16 protein-coding genes are annotated in these 13,997 nt (G+C 56.2%); 11 read left to right on the plus strand and 5 right to left on the minus strand.

Going from position 1 to position 13,997, the window contains the following annotated elements; translation table 11 throughout:
* Window positions 1–16: 16 nt before the first annotated feature.
* Genes phnL through phnP form a run of 5 tightly spaced genes read left to right on the plus strand, consistent with a single transcriptional unit; the run spans window position 17 to window position 3,822 of the window.
* Window positions 17–721: a phosphonate C-P lyase system protein PhnL gene (gene phnL, locus H5P17_RS01185; RefSeq protein ID WP_044553987.1), complete on the plus strand. Its 705-nt coding sequence runs from the start codon at window positions 17–19 to the stop codon at window positions 719–721.
* Window positions 721–1,857 carry an alpha-D-ribose 1-methylphosphonate 5-triphosphate diphosphatase gene (phnM, locus tag H5P17_RS01190; protein WP_044553986.1) on the plus strand — a complete coding sequence of 379 codons (1,137 nt, stop codon included), beginning with the start codon at window positions 721–723 and terminating at the stop codon, window positions 1,855–1,857. Before phnL ends, phnM begins: the two co-directional genes overlap by 1 nt.
* The gene (phnN, locus tag H5P17_RS01195) at window positions 1,857–2,426 is read left to right on the plus strand and encodes a ribose 1,5-bisphosphokinase (RefSeq protein WP_044553985.1); all 570 of its coding nucleotides are present in this window, start codon (window positions 1,857–1,859) and stop codon (window positions 2,424–2,426) included. Before phnM ends, phnN begins: the two co-directional genes overlap by 1 nt.
* On the plus strand, window positions 2,423–3,025 hold the full coding sequence (locus tag H5P17_RS01200; RefSeq protein ID WP_044553984.1) for a DapH/DapD/GlmU-related protein: 603 nt from the start codon (window positions 2,423–2,425) through the stop codon (window positions 3,023–3,025). Before phnN ends, H5P17_RS01200 begins: the two co-directional genes overlap by 4 nt.
* A gap of 14 nt (window positions 3,026–3,039) precedes the next feature.
* The gene (gene phnP, locus H5P17_RS01205) at window positions 3,040–3,822 is read left to right on the plus strand and encodes a phosphonate metabolism protein PhnP (protein WP_182820894.1); all 783 of its coding nucleotides are present in this window, start codon (window positions 3,040–3,042) and stop codon (window positions 3,820–3,822) included.
* Here the strand turns inward: phnP and H5P17_RS01210 are convergent.
* Both H5P17_RS01210 and H5P17_RS01215 read right to left on the minus strand, forming a co-directional pair.
* A complete protein-coding gene (locus H5P17_RS01210; RefSeq protein ID WP_182820896.1) occupies window positions 3,773–4,411 on the minus strand; it encodes an NAD(P)H-binding protein in 639 nt (212 codons plus the stop codon). The genes phnP and H5P17_RS01210 overlap by 50 nt on opposite strands.
* 47 nt (window positions 4,412–4,458) lie before the next feature.
* Window positions 4,459–4,887, minus strand: a complete 429-nt coding sequence (locus H5P17_RS01215; protein ID WP_220496684.1) for a YhbP family protein — start codon at window positions 4,885–4,887, stop codon at window positions 4,459–4,461.
* A 438-nt stretch (window positions 4,888–5,325) separates the two neighbouring features.
* On the opposite strand from H5P17_RS01215, the gene speFL reads away from it, so the two are divergent.
* From speFL to H5P17_RS01235, 4 genes are all read left to right on the plus strand, one after another.
* On the plus strand, window positions 5,326–5,430 hold the full coding sequence (gene speFL, locus H5P17_RS01220) for a leader peptide SpeFL (RefSeq protein ID WP_112363015.1): 105 nt from the start codon (window positions 5,326–5,328) through the stop codon (window positions 5,428–5,430).
* A gap of 269 nt (window positions 5,431–5,699) precedes the next feature.
* Window positions 5,700–7,862 carry an ornithine decarboxylase SpeF gene (gene speF, locus H5P17_RS01225; protein ID WP_182820900.1) on the plus strand — a complete coding sequence of 721 codons (2,163 nt, stop codon included), beginning with the start codon at window positions 5,700–5,702 and terminating at the stop codon, window positions 7,860–7,862.
* A gap of 63 nt (window positions 7,863–7,925) precedes the next feature.
* On the plus strand, window positions 7,926–9,242 hold the full coding sequence (gene potE, locus H5P17_RS01230; RefSeq protein WP_041415181.1) for a putrescine-ornithine antiporter: 1,317 nt from the start codon (window positions 7,926–7,928) through the stop codon (window positions 9,240–9,242).
* A gap of 90 nt (window positions 9,243–9,332) precedes the next feature.
* A complete protein-coding gene (locus H5P17_RS01235) occupies window positions 9,333–9,641 on the plus strand; it encodes a GIY-YIG nuclease family protein (protein ID WP_182820902.1) in 309 nt (102 codons plus the stop codon).
* Here H5P17_RS01235 and H5P17_RS01240 read toward each other — a convergent pair.
* Both H5P17_RS01240 and H5P17_RS01245 read right to left on the minus strand, forming a co-directional pair.
* Complete coding sequence (locus tag H5P17_RS01240; RefSeq protein WP_130016093.1) at window positions 9,628–10,131, minus strand: GNAT family N-acetyltransferase; 504 nt, start codon at window positions 10,129–10,131, stop codon at window positions 9,628–9,630. The two genes, H5P17_RS01235 and H5P17_RS01240, sit on opposite strands and share 14 nt — an antisense overlap.
* Window positions 10,125–10,646: an SCP2 domain-containing protein gene (locus H5P17_RS01245; protein ID WP_044553976.1), complete on the minus strand. Its 522-nt coding sequence runs from the start codon at window positions 10,644–10,646 to the stop codon at window positions 10,125–10,127. The genes H5P17_RS01240 and H5P17_RS01245 overlap by 7 nt, the downstream gene beginning before the upstream one ends.
* A 254-nt stretch (window positions 10,647–10,900) precedes the next feature.
* Between H5P17_RS01245 and H5P17_RS01250 the strand changes: the two genes are divergently transcribed.
* Together H5P17_RS01250 and H5P17_RS01255 are read left to right on the plus strand one after the other, a co-directional pair.
* Entirely contained in the window at window positions 10,901–11,896 is a 996-nt protein-coding gene (locus tag H5P17_RS01250; RefSeq protein ID WP_044553975.1) for a peptidase U32 family protein, read from the plus strand.
* 11 nt (window positions 11,897–11,907) lie between these two features.
* Window positions 11,908–12,786 (plus strand): U32 family peptidase, encoded by an 879-nt coding sequence (locus H5P17_RS01255; RefSeq protein WP_182820904.1) that lies wholly within the window; start codon window positions 11,908–11,910, stop codon window positions 12,784–12,786.
* 68 nt (window positions 12,787–12,854) lie between these two features.
* On the opposite strand, the gene H5P17_RS01260 is transcribed toward H5P17_RS01255, so the two are convergent.
* Entirely contained in the window at window positions 12,855–13,976 is a 1,122-nt protein-coding gene (locus H5P17_RS01260) for a cupin domain-containing protein (protein ID WP_182820906.1), read from the minus strand.
* Window positions 13,977–13,997 lie beyond the last annotated feature (21 nt).

Consider the following 13,997-nt stretch of genomic DNA (forward strand, 5'->3'; position numbering starts at 1 on the left):
CACAAGGTAATAACAGATGACTATTCAAATCCGGGTTGAACACCTCAGCAAAACCTTTGTGCTCCACCAGCAGCACGGCACGCGGCTGCCGGTGTTGCACGACGCCAACATGACGGTCAGCAGCGGCGAGTGCGTGGTACTGCACGGCCATTCCGGTAGCGGAAAATCAACCCTGCTGCGCTCGCTGTATGCCAACTATCTGCCCGACAGCGGCCATATCTGGGTCAACCATCAGGGGGAATGGCTGGACATGGTGCAGGCCGAAGCGCGCCAAATTCTGGCGGTTCGCCGTCATACCCTTGGCTGGGTCAGCCAGTTCCTGCGAGTGATCCCTCGTATCAGCGCACTGGACGTCGTCATGCAGCCGTTACTGGAACAGGGTGCCGATCGTACCGAATGCCGTGAACGCGCCGAGACCTTGCTAAACCAGCTCAATGTGCCGCAGCGTCTGTGGCAGTTGGCACCTTCGACCTTCTCCGGCGGTGAGCAACAGCGGGTGAATATTGCGCGCGGCTTTATTGTCGATTATCCGATTTTGCTGCTGGACGAACCCACGGCGTCACTTGACAGCCGCAACAGTGCGGCGGTGGTCGCCTTGATCGAACAGGCCAAACGGCGCGGCGCGGCTATCGTCGGCATTTTTCATGATGAGGGCGTCCGTCAGCAGGTCGCCGACCGGTTATATGACATGCAGGCGCCACAGGCGCTGGAGATCCTCTGATGATCATCAATAACGTGAAGCTGGTGCTGGAAGATCAGGTTGTCGAAGGATCGCTGGAGATCAGCGACGGCACGATCCGCAGTTTTGCCGATACCCCGAGCCAGTTACCCCAGGCATTGAACGGTGAAGGCGGCTGGTTGCTGCCTGGCCTGATCGAATTGCACACCGATAACCTGGACAAGTTTTTCACCCCGCGCCCCAACGTCGACTGGCCGGCCCATTCTGCCATGAGCAGCCATGATGCATTGATGGTGGCCAATGGCATCACCACCGTGCTGGACGCGGTAGCCATTGGCGACGTACGCGACGGCGGTCACCGGTTGGAGAACCTGCAAAAAATGATCGACGCGGTGATCCACAGCCAGCGTGCGGGGGTGAACCGCGCCGAACACCGGTTGCACCTGCGCTGCGAATTGCCGCACGACAGCACCCTGCCGTTGTTCGAACAGCTGATGGACAAGCCTGGCGTGTCTCTGGTGTCGTTGATGGACCATTCGCCGGGCCAGCGCCAGTTCGCTTCGCGAGAAAAATACCGCGAATATTATCAGGGCAAATACAACCTCAATGACCAGCAGATGAGCGACTTTGAGGAGCAGCAAATCGGGCTTTCCGCTCGCTGGGCCACGCCAAACCGCGAAGCGATCGCCGCTCACTGTCGGGCACGCAAGATCTCTCTTGCCAGCCACGACGACGCGACCGCCGAACACGTGACCGAGTCCTGTGCGCTGGGCAGTGCCATTGCCGAATTCCCCACCACCGAAGCCGCAGCCCTGGCCTCGCATCAGCAAGGATTACAGGTGCTGATGGGGGCGCCGAATATCGTGCGCGGCGGTTCCCACTCCGGCAACGTAGCAGCGCACCATCTGGCGGCGTTGGGGGTATTGGATATTCTGTCTTCCGATTATTACCCGGCCAGCCTGCTGGATGCGGCATTTCGTATCGCGGCCGACGAGCGCAACGGCTACGGCTTGCCGCAGGCGGTGCAGATGATCACCCGCAACCCGGCAAAAGCGCTGGACTTGCAGGATCGCGGGACCATCGCCGAAGGATTACGGGCAGATTTGGTGTTGGCGCGACCGCACGGCGAGCATATCTACGTGCAGAACGTGTGGCGCCAGGGCAAGCAGGTGTTCTGATGGCGCAGCTTATCTATCTGATGGGGCCTTCCGGGGCCGGGAAAGACAGCCTGCTGGCCGCCCTGCGCGCCCACGCCGACAGTGCGCCGCTGGTGGCGCACCGTTATATCACCCGGCCGGCAGACGCCGGCTGCGAGAACCACATTGCGCTCAGTGAACCCGAATTCTTGCGTCGCCGCGCCAAAGGCCTGTTTGCCCTCGACTGGCACGCGCACCAGCATCATTACGCTTTTGGGATCGAAGTGGATCTTTGGTTGCTGCAGGGGATCGATGTGGTGGTCAATGGCTCGCGCGCTCACCTTTTACAGGCGCAGCAGCGTTATGGCGCACAGCTGCTGCCGGTTTGCCTGCAGGTCAGTACGCATATTCTCCGCCAGCGGCTGCAAAACCGCGCACGCGAAAATGCCGAGCAGATCGAACAACGATTGGCGCGAGCGGCAGAGTACCAGGAAAAGCTCCCTGCCGGTTGCCGACGGTTGGATAACGACGGCAACCTTGATGACACGCTGGCGGCGCTGTTGGCGCTGCTGCCCTCTATGACAAGACAACCACAGGATGCCGTGCCATGAACGATGCCGCACAGCCGAAAATCGGTAACAACGTGACGCTTAACCGCACCCGCTTAGGCCAGTATGTGCATCTGGCCGACGATGCGATCCTGGAGGAGGTGGAAATGGGTGATTACTCCTACACCGCCGGACACAACCAGATTTTTTACGCCACCCTCGGCAAATTCGTGTCGATTGCCTCTTATGCACGCATCAATCCTGGCAATCACCCCACTTACCAGCGTATCGCCCAACACCATTTCACCTACCGCGCTTCAGACTATGACCTGGGAGAAGACGACGAAGCGTTCTTCGACTGGCGGCGCGAACAGCATGTGACTATCGGCCACGACGTCTGGATCGGTCATAACGCCATCGTCATGCCCGGCGTCAGCATCGGCAACGGTGCCGTTATCGGCAGCGCAGCGGTCGTCACCAAAGATGTCGCCCCCTATGAGATTGTCGCCGGCGTAGCGGCCAAAAAGATCGGCATGCGTTTCGACGACGCCCTGATCGAACGCATTGAGCGCAGCCAGTGGTGGCATTGGGACCACCAGACGCTGCAACAGCGGTTGGCGGATTTCCGTGATATCCATGCCTTCGCGGAGAAGTATTTATAATCGGGAGTGACGACATGCAACTGACGTTTCTCGGCACCGGCGGCGCGCAACAGATCCCGGTGTTTGGCTGTGATTGTCTGGCCTGTCAGCGGGCACGGCGCGAGCCGGCTTTTCGGCGACGACCGTGCAGCGCCATGCTCAAATTTCAGGGGGAAACGACCTTGCTGGATGCGGGATTACCGTCGTTGGAACGGCGTTTTTCGGCGGGGGAAATTCAACGTTTTTTACTGACACATTACCACATGGATCATGTTCAGGGGTTATTTCCTTTGCGTTGGGGATGCGGAAATTTTATTCCCGTCTATGGTCCGGCGGACGAACAGGGCTGCGATGACCTGTTCAAACATCCCGGCATTCTGGCGTTTCAACCGCCATTAACCCCCTTCGAACCCCTTGAACTGGGCGGGTTGCGCGTCACCCCGTTGCCGCTGCAGCATTCAAAAATCACGCTGGGCTATCTGATACAGGCCGCAGGAGCATCGCTGGCCTACCTGACCGATACCGTCGGCCTGCCACCCGATACCGACGCTTTTCTGCGCGGAGTGCCGTTGGATTTGCTGGTGCTCGATTGCAGCCTGCCCCCTCAGCCGCAGGCACCGCGCAACCACAACGACTTGACCCGTGCGCAGGAAATTCAGCAACGCTTACAGCCAGGCCGTACGCTGCTGACGCACATCAGCCATCATCTCGACTTGTGGCTGACGGACAATGAACTGCCGCCTGGCCTGGAGCTGGCGTTCGATAATCTCAGCGTGTACTGCGGTAACAATGCAGCCGATCGGATTCCAGCACCCTAACGCCGTTGCCAGGGCTGAACGCCTGTTCCAGCAGGGTTTGCGCCACGTCTTCGGCACTCACCGCTCGCCATTTGCCGGGCAGCAATTTGAACAGCGGCGCGGTGAGGCGCTCCAGCAAACGCGGCGAGGGCCGTGACCCCAGTAGCATGGATGGCCGCACCAGCGTCAGGCGCGGCCAACTCTGTTCACGCAGCGCCTGCTCCATTTCCCCTTTGGTGCGGTTATAGAGGAACGTAGAGCGCCTGTTCGCGCCTAACGCACTGACGGCCAGACAATGCTGTGCCCCTAACCGACGGCCAGTCAGCGCACTTTCCACCACCAGGGTGTAATCGACGTAATGGAAATTAGCGTCGCTACCGGCCTCGCGGCGGGTCGTCCCCAGGCAGCAAAACACCATATCGACCGGCTGTTCACAGCCGGTCAGCAGCGCGAACAAATCATCACCCACGGGGTTGTCTAATTTTTCGTGCGGCGGCAGTGGCTTGCGCGTTGGTGCCACGATCGCCGTGACCTGCGGATCACGCTGCAGCAGATGCAACAGTGCATTACCCACCAACCCAGTTGCCCCTACAATAAATACCCGTGCCATATGCCCTCCCGCCGATTGATGATGCTGAAAAGTATAGTTTGTCGTATTCAGACCCGCGCCCAGTGAAGCTTTTTACCGAAACCGAGGGTGTTGTCCGTCATCTTCACCTCCTGCAGATCCAACTGCCAGACCGGCGCCTTCATCATCTTGGCTATCGGGAAACGCTTACAGTAACGTGCCCGTGCCAGCGCCTCCTGCTCACCGTTCAGCATCGTCGCTTGCGCCCGATACTGAATGCCGCGGATCAAGGCGATGGTCTTCGGTTTCGGCGCTATGGTGCCCACCACGCCGGCGTTTTGCAGCATCAGCTCGCCGTGACGTGTGTGGGTTTCGGTCATCACCCACAGCGCCATACGCTCGGCATCAAACACGTAGAAACAGTTGGCGCACCACATGTCCATACCGTTTCCCGCGCACAGCGTCAGTACGTGCTGCTTGCTGAGGAAGTGCACTATAGGTTGATGCTCGTCGGTCATAATCACTGTGAATTCTCCCCTTTAGCTTGCTTCATCTTAACCCGTGTTGTTGAGGCGGGTCACAAATAACAACAATGCCGGCAAAAATGAAAAAAGAATAAACATCCAAATAAAGTGAATTTATATACGAAATGTCAATATATGGACTTATAACATAATAAAAACAAACTCACTTCAATTGCACTGTATATGCCCTTCTTAAACGCAATTTTTTTTGCCCTTTCTCCAGGCCAGGGAAAATCAGGTCACCAAATGGGCTGTTTGTTATCAATCTATTTACATACGTAATAACTCTTTCGCGGTATTTTTATTCACTTCAATGCATAACCAGTGAATAATTATTTACTTAAAGCTGCATATGCGTGACATGCATCACATATTTTGGCCAAGCCTGCGTTAAAATAGCGCCATCTTTTCACGCACCAAGGTGGATTAGAAATGGAAAACAACAACCGAAAAATGGCGCATATCAGGCGCACTACCCATATTATGATGATGGCTCATCGTAGCTGCTTTAGCTTCGCCTTCTTTAACTTCAGATAACCTCCCTCCTCGTTCGTCCTTATTCCGAACGCAAGACATTATTACGACTTATTTTTCACTCTGATCAACAGAGATAAATTTCTGTTGCTTACGCAAGGGAAAATACCGTAATTCATCTTTATTGGATAAGAACGTCGCCCAAAATAATAGAGTGAACTCAGGAATGCCTTTCGGCATGCCAGGTTCTCGCACACCTTTATTTTCATAAGGTATTAACGGCAAATTTTATTATTTGCTGATGGAATATCTTTGCCTGAAGAATGAGAAAAATGAAAAAGCTAAAAATTGCCGCTAATGAAAAAACACTGGGCTGTTTTGAAACTGAACGTGAAATTGTTGATGTGCACCAGAGCGATTTCAACGATGTCGCCGCCATTGTGCTGTCCGTTGACGACGTTGCACAGGGCATGGTGACGCATCTCGAAGAGATCGGGTTGAACATCCCGCTGTTTGTGGCGGTTTGCTGCGAAGAAGAGTTGGACAACGCCGTATTGCCGGCGCTGCACGGGGTATTTGAACTCTGCGGGAAAAACACCCAGTTCTACGGCAAGCAGTTGGAGGCCGCGGCGGTAAAATATGAAAAAGATCTGCTGCCACCGTTCTTCAACACGCTGACGCAGTATGTCGAAATGGGCAACGCCACCTTTGCCTGCCCGGGCCATCAGGGCGGTGAATTCTTCCGTAAACATCCGGCCGGACGTCAGTTCTTTGATTTCTATGGCGAGACGCTGTTCCGTTCCGATATGTGCAACGCGGACGTCAAACTGGGCGATTTATTGATCCACGAGGGGGCTCCCTGTGCCGCGCAGCAACACGCGGCCAAGGTGTTTAACGCCGATAAGACCTATTTTGTGCTGAATGGGACCTCCGCATCAAATAAAGTCGCAACCAATGCCCTGCTCACCCGCGGCGATTTGGTGTTGTTTGACCGCAATAATCATAAATCCAATCACCACGGCGCATTGATTCAGGCTGGCGCAACGCCGGTCTATCTGGAGACCGCCCGCAATCCATTTGGCTTTATCGGCGGTATTGATGCCCACTGCTTCGATGAACGTTACTTACGTCAGCAAATCCGCGAAGTGGCGCCGGAACGCGCCAATGAAGCCCGACCTTTCCGTTTGGCAATCATCCAGTTAGGCACCTACGACGGCACCATTTACAACGCTCGCCAGGTGGTCGACAAGATTGGGCACCTGTGCGATTACATCCTGTTTGACTCCGCCTGGGTGGGCTACGAACAATTCATCCCAATGATGAAAGATTGTTCGCCTTTACTGCTCGACCTGAATGAAAACGACCCGGGGATCATTGTTACCCAGTCCGTTCACAAACAGCAGGCCGGCTTCTCGCAAACCTCGCAAATCCATAAAAAAGACAAACATATCAAAGGGCAAAGTCGCTATTGCAACCATAAGCGCTTCAATAACGCTTTTATGTTGCATGCTTCTACCAGCCCGTTCTATCCGCTGTTTGCTGCCCTGGACGTCAATGCCAAAATGCACGAAGGGAAAAGCGGCCAGCGCCTGTGGAAGGAGTGCGTTCGCGTAGGGATTGAAGCACGTAAAATGCTGTTGGAGACCTGCCAGTTAATCAAACCCTTTGTCCCGGACCAGATCGACGGTAAACCCTGGCAGTCTTATGACACCGAAACGATGGCCAACGATTTGCGCTTCTTCAACTTTGTGCCAGGCGAGAAATGGCATGCCTTTGAAGGCTATGCGGAATCGCAGTATTTTGTCGACCCATGCAAGCTGTTGCTCACCACGCCGGGCATAGACACGGCGAGCGGCAACTACAGCGACTTCGGCATTCCGGCGACCATTTTGGCCAACTATCTGCGCGAAAACGGCATCGTACCGGAAAAATGCGATCTCAACTCGATCCTGTTCCTGCTTACGCCGGCCGAAGACATCGCCAAAATGCAGCATCTGGTGGCGCTGATTGCCCGCTTTGAAAAACACATCGAACAGGATTCATTACTCTGTGAAGTCCTGCCAGCGGTATATAAAAGCAATGAGCAACGCTACAAGAATTATACCCTGCGTCAACTTTGCCAGGAGATGCACGATCTTTATGTCAGTTACGACGTTAAAGAACTGCAAAAAGAGATGTTCCGTAAAAATTATTTCCCTCGCATTGCCATGAATCCACAAGATGCCAACACGGAATTTGTCCGCGGTAATATTGAACTGGTTTCTCTGGCCAAGGCGGAAGGCCGTATTGCGGCCGAAGGTGCATTACCTTATCCACCGGGCGTTTTATGTGTGGTCCCTGGAGAAATATGGGGCGGTGCAGCACAGCGTTATTTCCTGGCATTGGAAGAGGGTATTAATTTGCTGCCGGGTTTTGCACCAGAACTGCAGGGTGTTTATATCCAGAAAGATGAAGACGGCTGGAACCGTGCTTACGGTTACGTCATGAGTCATTAACGACCTTACAAGGCGGTGAATATTATTCACCGCCAAGATCGCATCATAAAAGAGAGAATGATCATGAGTAAGTCCAATAATAAAATGGGGGTCGTACAGTTAACGATCCTGACGGCCGTCAATATGATGGGTTCCGGCATAATTATGCTGCCGACCAAGCTGGCCGAAGTAGGTACGATTTCTATTGTTTCCTGGTTGGTCACCGCAGTGGGATCGATGGCGCTGGCCTATGCCTTTGCCAAATGCGGGATGTTCAGCCGTAAATCCGGCGGCATGGGGGGGTATGCTGAATATGCCTTCGGGAAATCGGGCAACTTTATGGCGAACTATACCTACGGCGTTTCGTTACTGATCGCCAATATCGCCATCGCCATTTCTGCCGTGGGTTACGGTACCGAGCTGTTTGGCGCCAACCTGAGCCCATTGGGGATCTGCATCGCCACCATCGGCGTGCTGTGGTTAGCCACGGTCGCCAACTTCGGCGGCGCTCGCATTACCGGCAGGATCAGCGGCATCACCGTCTGGGGCGTCATCATTCCGGTGGTCGGGATTTCGATCATCGGTTGGCACTGGTTCAGCGGCAGCGCATACGTCGCCGCTTGGAACCCGCATCAGGTGCCGACTTTTGAAGCCATTGGCGCTTCGATTTCCATGACCCTATGGGCTTTCCTCGGCCTCGAATCCGCCTGTGCCAATACCGATGTGGTGGAGAACCCAGAACGTAATGTGCCGATCGCCGTATTGGGCGGCACGCTTAGCGCCGCAGTGATCTATATCGTTTCGACCAACGTGATCGCCGGCATAGTACCGAATATGGACCTGGCCAATTCCACCGCGCCGTTTGGGCTGGCGTTTTCCCATATGTTCAACCCAACGGTCGGCAAGATCATCATGGCACTGATGATCATGTCCTGCGTCGGTTCACTGCTGGGCTGGCAGTTCACCATCGCCCAGGTGTTCAAATCTTCAGCCGACAGCGGTTTCTTCCCGAAAATCTTCTCGAAACTCAGCAAGGCGGACGCCCCGGTCAAAGGCATGCTGACCATTGTCGTTATCCAGAGCGTACTGTCGCTGATGACCATCAGCCCGTCGTTGAACAAGCAGTTCAACGTGCTGGTTAACCTGGCCGTGGTGACCAATATCATCCCCTACATCTTGTCGATGGCGGCGCTGATCATTATTCAAAAGGTGGCGAAAGTGCCGGAGAAAAAAGCGCGCATCGCCAACATCATCGCCGGCATTGGCGCGCTTTACAGCTTCTACGCGCTCTACAGTTCCGGTGAAGAGGCCATGATGTGGGGTGCCATCGCCACTTTCCTCGGCTGGACGCTGTACGGCCTCGTTTCACCCCGCTTTGAAATGGCGGGCAAAAAAGGCTGAAAGTAATCATCCGCAGGCGGCCAGGGTGGGATTACGACGGCGAACATGCCATCATATTCCCACCCTGGCCACTGAAGTTGCTGCTTATTCATGACCGATACCCTCTCCCCCTGGCACCTTTACATGCTGCGTCTGCCTAACGGCATGCTGTATACCGGCATTACTACCGACATCGAACGACGTCTGGCGCAGCATCAGGCTGGCAAAGGTGCAAAAGCACTGCGGGGCAAAGGCGAGCTGGTGTTGGCGTTTCACTGCCTGGCGGGGGATCGTTCTAAAGCGCTAAGGCTGGAATACCGGGTGAAGCAACTGAGCAAAACGCAAAAAGAGAGGCTGGTGAATCACCCGCCTCTTTCGTTGGATCATTTACTGCCGGAAGCTGAGATTAAAACCGGTTAAACGGCTCGGAAAACTCCACCGCCCCGTGCGCATCATCCAGAGCATTTTCCGCCAGCGGGTATACCTGGAAGGCGGCTTCGCTGCCCGGCCAACGGCATTGCAGCCCGTAGGCGGCAGCCGGTTTAAAGCCAAAGCGGCCGTAATAAGCGGGATCGCCCAGCACCACCACTGCGGCATAGCTGAACTCATTGAGCGAATCCAACCCTTCGTAGATCAGCTTTTCGCCCAGCCCCTGCCGACGCAGGCTTTCGTCCACCGCCAGCGGTGCCAGACCGACCCATTGGCGATCCTCTCCGGCCACATCCACCGGACTGAACGCCGCATAGCCTACCACGCCGCCTTCGTCGTCAGTGGCAACAATGCCCAGCGTCAACAGGCCATCTTCGCGCAGTTGCTGCACCAGATCGGCCTCGTCGTCACGCCCGAAGGCACGACGCAACAACGCGTCGATCCCTGCGGCATCTACCGGAATTTCTACGCGGATTAGCATGATACCGGCACACGGGAAGCTTGCGCCGTGCCCTCCTGCAGCCCTGCTTCGACAAATTCAGCCAATTGCAGCAGGCCCAGGCGCAACGGCGCAGGCATGGCTTCCAGCTCGATGGCGTCCATCAGATTTTTTACATACAGGCCCAATTCGGTGTCCCCTTCAATCTGCAGCCGACGCTGAAAGAACAGCGTATCGGGATCTTGCTTACGTGCTGCGATAAGAATCAGATCGTTGGCGTCGCCGCTGAAGCTGACATCAGCCTCGGCGTGTTGGCTGACAACCAGCTTGCCGTTTTCTACCGTCATAAACCAGTGTAGCGCCAGATCGCGGACTTCGATCTTTAACCAGCGCGATTCGAGAAATTCCAAATCGCCATCCGCCAACGCCTGGCGGAACTGCCAGCCCAGCACCTGTTCCAGAAGCTGGCGCTGCAAAGCAAACGGCGTGAATTTTAGCGGTACTCGCAGCAGCGACGGCCCCTGGCGCACAATGCGCGCTCGTAATTGTTCCAACACTGTCGTTCACTCCTTTCAACACAGATGCACTATTTTGCCACAGTGGCGCACGGCAGAAGCGCTCTATATCAACAAATAGTGCATTTTGCCGTCAGCTTTATCAATACGCCAGAAGCTGCCTCAAATCAAAGCCTGTTCAGCACGCTTTCACTAAAATTGCCTCCCGATTAGCGTTTGCCGGTTAAAAACGGTCACCGGTAAACATTGTGACAGCCCGCATCCGCCATGGGTGCATGCTGAGTCAGGATAAATCTATGGAGCTGCTTTGTCCCGCCGGTAACCTGCCGGCCCTGAAGGCTGCGGTGGATAACGGCGCTGACGCCGTGTACATCGGCCTGAAAGATGATACCAACGCGCGCCACTTTGCCGGCCTCAACTTTACCGAGAAAAAGCTGCAGGAGGCGGTCGAGTACGTCCATCGCCACAACCGCAAGCTGCACATCGCCATCAATACCTTTGCCCACCCGGACGGCTACGCCCGCTGGCAGCGGGCGGTGGATATGGCGGCTCAACTGGGTGCCGACGTGCTGATCCTCGCCGATTTGGCGATGCTGGAATACGCCGCCGAACGTTACCCGCAGTTGGAGCGCCACGTGTCGGTGCAGGCTTCTGCCACTAACGAAGAGGCGATTCGCTTCTACCAACGCCATTTCGACGTCGGTCGGGTGGTGCTGCCGCGCGTGCTGTCGATGCACCAGGTTAAACAGCTGGCGCGTACCAGCCCAGTGCCGCTGGAGGTCTTCGCCTTCGGCAGCCTGTGCATCATGGCCGAGGGGCGTTGCTACCTCTCCTCTTATCTGACCGGCGAATCCCCCAACACCGTCGGTGCCTGTTCGCCGGCACGCTACGTGCGCTGGCAGCAAACGGCTCAGGGTATGGAGTCGCGCCTGAACGGGGTGCTGATCGACCGCTACCGGGACGATGAAAATGCCGGCTACCCGACGCTGTGCAAGGGCCGCTATCTGGTGGATGACGTGCGCTACCACGCGCTGGAAGAGCCCACCAGCCTCAATACGCTGGAACTGCTGCCGGAACTGCTGGCTGCCAATATCGCTTCGGTGAAGATTGAAGGCCGTCAGCGTAGCCCGGCCTATGTTAGCCAGGTTGCCCGCGTGTGGCGTCAGGCCATCGACCGCTGCCAGGCCGATCCGGCCGCTTATCAGGCCGAGGCCGGCTGGATGGAGGCGCTCGGCTCGATGTCCGAAGGTACCCAGACCACCCTCGGCGCCTATCACCGCAAATGGCAGTAGCAGGAGGACGCATGAAATACGCATTAGGCCCGGTGCTGTACTACTGGCCAAAAACCGAGATCGAAAGTTTTTATCAGCAGGCGGTGAAGAGCAGCGTGGAGATTATTTATCTCGGTGAAAGCGTCTGCACCAAGCGGCGTGAAATGAAGGTGGGCGACTGGCTGACGCTGGCGCAAGAGATAGCCCGCAGCGGTAAGCAGGTGGTGATCTCCACCCTGGCGTTGTTACAGGCGCCGTCAGAGCTGAACGAACTGAAGCGCTATGTGGAAAACGGCGAATTCCTGATCGAAGCCAACGATCTGGGCACGGTGAACATGGCCGCGGAACGTGGCCTGCCGTTCGTCGCCGGTCATGCGCTGAATTGCTACAACGCCTATACCCTGCGCCTGCTGCACCGCCAGGGCATGACCCGCTGGTGCATGCCGGTCGAGCTGTCACGCGACTGGCTGGCCAAACTGTTGGCTCAGTGCGATGAACTGGGCTTCCGCCAGCAGTTTGAAGTGGAGGTGCTCAGCTACGGTCACCTGCCGCTGGCCTATTCAGCACGCTGCTTCACCGCACGCTCTGAAAACCGCGCCAAGGATGAATGCGAAACCTGCTGCATTAAATACCCGCAAGGCCGCATGATGCGTTCGCAAGAACAGCAGCAGGTGTTCGTGCTCAACGGTATCCAGACCATGAGCGGCTACTGTTACAACCTGGGTAACGAATTGAGCAGTATGCAGGGGTTGGTAGACATCGTGCGCCTGTCGCCGCAGAGTGAGGAAACGCTCACGCTTGTCGACCGTTTTCGTGCCAACGAGCAAGGGGCGCAGCCGCTGGCCCTGGCCGATAAAGCCGACTGTAACGGCTACTGGCGCCGGGTCGCGGGGCTGGAATTGGTGTCTTGATCCGTTAAGAAAACACAAAGTTGCCGGGCAGGCGTAGCGCCACCCGGCAAGTCAGCCAGCAGCGGCAACTACTCCTTGAAGAACCAGTATCCCTGATTTATCAGCTCTGTCAGCTCGGCCACAAAGGCCGGATTTTGCAACGCCTCACCCAGCTCCGGCTGGCCCAGCTCGGTATAGCGACACAGCGCATCGGCCGCACGATCGTCCACGGCATCCAGACGCTCGCTGTTGATGAAGAAGCTGTCGCCGATGTGCAGCACACGCAGGCCGCTCAGGCGAGTCAGGGTTTCACCGCTCATCAGCGCATTCAATACCTCTTCCGCTTCATAACGGGGTTCCGCCATAGCGATATCCAGCTCATGACGTGGCGTAGTGGCAAAACGACCAAACCACTGCTTAAAGTCTTCCGGTTGGGCGATCATTTCAAACATCATTGAGCGCAAGCGCTCAAGCTCATATTCTTCGACCCGGCCTGGATGTTCACGCAGGGTTAAATCAGGATCGCTGTAATGCGCGCCACCCAGATCGTTTTCCAGCGCGTAATCAGCAAAGCTGCTGATCAAGTCGCGGCCGTTTGGCCCACGGAAACCCACTGAATAGTTGAACGCCGTTTCGTGGGTAAAGCCGTCGTGTGGGAAGCCTGGCGGGATGTACAGAATGTCGCCCGGTTCCAGGTCTTCATCAATGATGGGCTCAAACGGATCAACGTGCAGCAGCGCCGGGTGCGGGCAGAACTGGCGCATCGGCAAGGCATCGCCTACGCGCCAGCGACGGCGGCCCATCCCCTGAATGATGAACACATCGTAGTTGTCGATATGCGGCCCCACACCGCCCCCCGGCACCGAGAAGGAGATCATCAGATCATCCAGGCGCCAGTCCGGTAAGGCGCGAAACGGGCGCACCAGCTCGGCTGAGGGCGCATGCCAGTGGTTAACCGCCTGCGCCAGCAGGGACCACCCCGTTTCACCGAGGTCATCGAAATGTTCAAACGGACCGTTGCTGGCCTGCCATTTTCCCTCAGTGTTACTCACCAGACGGCTGTCAACTTCAGGCTCCATCGCCAGCCCCGCCAGTTCGTCTGGCGTGATAGGATCGACAAAGTTCGGGAAGGCATTTTTCAAAACAACAGGTTTTTTCTGCCAATATTTCTCTAAAAACTCGGGCCAGTTCAGGTTCAGTTGGTAAGCCATACAATCACACCAGTAAGAAAA

Source organism: Serratia sp. OS31 (assembly GCF_014164835.1).
GTDB classification, from domain to species: Bacteria; Pseudomonadota; Gammaproteobacteria; order Enterobacterales; family Enterobacteriaceae; genus Serratia; species Serratia liquefaciens_A.

What these genes read in the sequence shown, in the direction of transcription:
- speF (WP_182820900.1), top strand. Translation starts at nt 5,700, where the DNA reads ATGAAAAAGCTAAAAATTGCCGCTAATGAAAAAACACTGGGCTGTTTT.
- H5P17_RS01210 (WP_182820896.1), bottom strand. Translation starts at nt 4,411, where the DNA reads ATGGCACGGGTATTTATTGTAGGGGCAACTGGGTTGGTGGGTAATGCA.
- H5P17_RS01260 (WP_182820906.1), bottom strand. Translation starts at nt 13,976, where the DNA reads ATGGCTTACCAACTGAACCTGAACTGGCCCGAGTTTTTAGAGAAATAT.
- H5P17_RS01235 (WP_182820902.1), top strand. Translation starts at nt 9,333, where the DNA reads ATGACCGATACCCTCTCCCCCTGGCACCTTTACATGCTGCGTCTGCCT.
- H5P17_RS01255 (WP_182820904.1), top strand. Translation starts at nt 11,908, where the DNA reads ATGAAATACGCATTAGGCCCGGTGCTGTACTACTGGCCAAAAACCGAG.
- H5P17_RS01250 (WP_044553975.1), top strand. Translation starts at nt 10,901, where the DNA reads ATGGAGCTGCTTTGTCCCGCCGGTAACCTGCCGGCCCTGAAGGCTGCG.
- phnM (WP_044553986.1), top strand. Translation starts at nt 721, where the DNA reads ATGATCATCAATAACGTGAAGCTGGTGCTGGAAGATCAGGTTGTCGAA.
- phnL (WP_044553987.1), top strand. Translation starts at nt 17, where the DNA reads ATGACTATTCAAATCCGGGTTGAACACCTCAGCAAAACCTTTGTGCTC.
- H5P17_RS01240 (WP_130016093.1), bottom strand. Translation starts at nt 10,131, where the DNA reads ATGCTAATCCGCGTAGAAATTCCGGTAGATGCCGCAGGGATCGACGCG.
- phnP (WP_182820894.1), top strand. Translation starts at nt 3,040, where the DNA reads ATGCAACTGACGTTTCTCGGCACCGGCGGCGCGCAACAGATCCCGGTG.
- H5P17_RS01215 (WP_220496684.1), bottom strand. Translation starts at nt 4,887, where the DNA reads ATGACCGACGAGCATCAACCTATAGTGCACTTCCTCAGCAAGCAGCAC.
- potE (WP_041415181.1), top strand. Translation starts at nt 7,926, where the DNA reads ATGAGTAAGTCCAATAATAAAATGGGGGTCGTACAGTTAACGATCCTG.
- speFL (WP_112363015.1), top strand. Translation starts at nt 5,326, where the DNA reads ATGGAAAACAACAACCGAAAAATGGCGCATATCAGGCGCACTACCCAT.
- phnN (WP_044553985.1), top strand. Translation starts at nt 1,857, where the DNA reads ATGGCGCAGCTTATCTATCTGATGGGGCCTTCCGGGGCCGGGAAAGAC.
- H5P17_RS01200 (WP_044553984.1), top strand. Translation starts at nt 2,423, where the DNA reads ATGAACGATGCCGCACAGCCGAAAATCGGTAACAACGTGACGCTTAAC.